This window comes from Streptomyces sp. NPDC001970 (genome assembly GCF_053594115.1).
This window is the reverse complement of sequence record NZ_JBSFDW010000108.1, coordinates 1-1,789: the sequence shown is the minus strand read 5'-3', so window position 1 is coordinate 1,789 and position 1,789 is coordinate 1. Positions and strand designations below refer to the sequence as shown.

The 1,789-nt window shown below is 68.3% G+C and carries 1 protein-coding gene; it reads left to right on the top strand.

Features of this window, described 5'->3' with window-relative positions; all coding sequences use genetic code 11:
* The first annotated feature begins 105 nt into the window (after positions 1 to 105).
* Complete coding sequence (locus ACWCP0_RS42030; protein WP_451083973.1) at positions 106 to 1,764, top strand: IS1182 family transposase; 1,659 nt, start codon at positions 106 to 108, stop codon at positions 1,762 to 1,764.
* The last annotated feature ends 25 nt before the right edge of the window (positions 1,765 to 1,789 follow it).

Genomic DNA, 1,789 nt, shown 5'->3' with positions numbered 1-1,789 from the left:
AGGACTTTGTTGGCGGATTCGGTGACTGTCCTTGGTGATCTTGTTTGTTCGGGCAGTCTGGCGGTGGTTCGGTTCCATCTCGCGGGGAGGCAAGGAGGGGCTGCGATGTCGCTGCGCCCTGTGCCTGCTCCGTCCATCCCGAAGGCCACCGTGCGGGTGGCGCGGGCCGCGTTCCGTAAGAGCTGTCTGGCCATGCGTATCCGGGATGAGCTCGGGCCGTTGTTCGAGGACGAGCAGTTTGCTTCGGCGTTTCCGCGGCGGGGTGGTCCGGCCTGGTCGCCGGGTCAGCTGGCGATGGTCAGTGTGCTGCAGTTCGCCGAGGGCCTCACCGACCGGCAGGCTGCCGATGCGGTGCGCGGGCGGATCGACGTCAAGTACATGCTCGGTCTGGAGCTGGAGGATCCCGGGTTCGACTTCTCCGTGCTCAGCGAGTTCCGGGATCGGTTGATCGCGCACGGTCTGGAGGAACTGGTCCTGGATCGGTTGCTGGAACGGGTGGGTGAGCTGGTGCTGGTGCGGGCGGGGGGTCGTCAGCGGACCGACTCCACGCATGTGCTGGCCCAGGTGCGGACGCTGAACCGGATGGAGTTCGTCGGCGAGACCCTGCGTGCGGCACTGGAGACGCTGGCCGTTGCAGCGCCGGGCTGGCTGCGGCAGGTCGCCGCACCGGAGTGGTTCGAACGCTACGGCAAGCGCATCGACTCCTTCCGCTTCCCCAAAGGGGCCGGCGCCCGCCGGCAGTGGGCGCTGACCGTGGGACACGACGGGTTCGCGCTGCTTCAGGCTCTCTACGAACCTCACGCACCGGCCGGGCTGCGGGAGCTTGAGGCGGTACAGGTCCTGCGCAATGCGTGGGTGCAGCAGTACCACCGTGACGGTGAGGGGGTGCGCTGGCGGGAGGGCAAAGACCTCCCGCCAGGCAGGCTGAGGCTGTCCAGCCCCTACGACACCGACACCCGCTACAGCATCAAGCGCGGCGCGGGCTGGGACGGCTACAAGGTCCACTTCACCGAGACCTGCGAACCGGACGCACCGCACCTGATCACCCATGTGGTCACCACCGACGCCACCGTCCCGGACGCGCAGGTCACCGAACCCGTCCACGCCGGGCTGGCCCGACGCGGCCTGCCACCCGACATCCACCTGGTCGACTCCGGCTACACCTCCGCCGCACTGATCGTGGCCGCCGCCGAGCAGGACATCGAGCTGATGGGGCCGGTCTTCGCCGACACCACTGCACAGGGCCGGGCCGGAGACGGCCTCGACCAGGATGCTTTCAGCATCGACTGGCCGGCCCGCACCGTCACCTGCCCCCGTGGCCACTCCAGCGTCAGCTGGTCCGAGCAGCGCAAACCAACCGGCACCGAGATCATCCGGGTCCACTTCGCCAAGACCGATTGCGATGCCTGCCCTCTACGCGCCCAGTGCACCAGCGCTGCCAACCGCAAGTACGGGCGCAGCCTGACCCTGCTCACCCAGCCCCAGCAACAAGCCCTCGACCAGCGCCGGCGCGAGCAGACGACCGAGGAGTGGAAGGCTGCCTACGGCACCCGCGCCGGCATCGAAGGCACCATCTCCCAAGTCGTCCGGGTGACACGGACACGCACCACGCCCTACCGCGGGCTGCACAAGACCCACCTCGGTCATGTCCTGACCGCCGCCGGGCTCAACCTCCACCGCCTCAATGCCTGGTGGGCCGAAACTCCCATCGGCACCACCCACATCAGCAGATTCGCCCGCCTCGGACTGGAACTCGCCGCATAGCCCACCGAATCCGCCAACAAAGTCC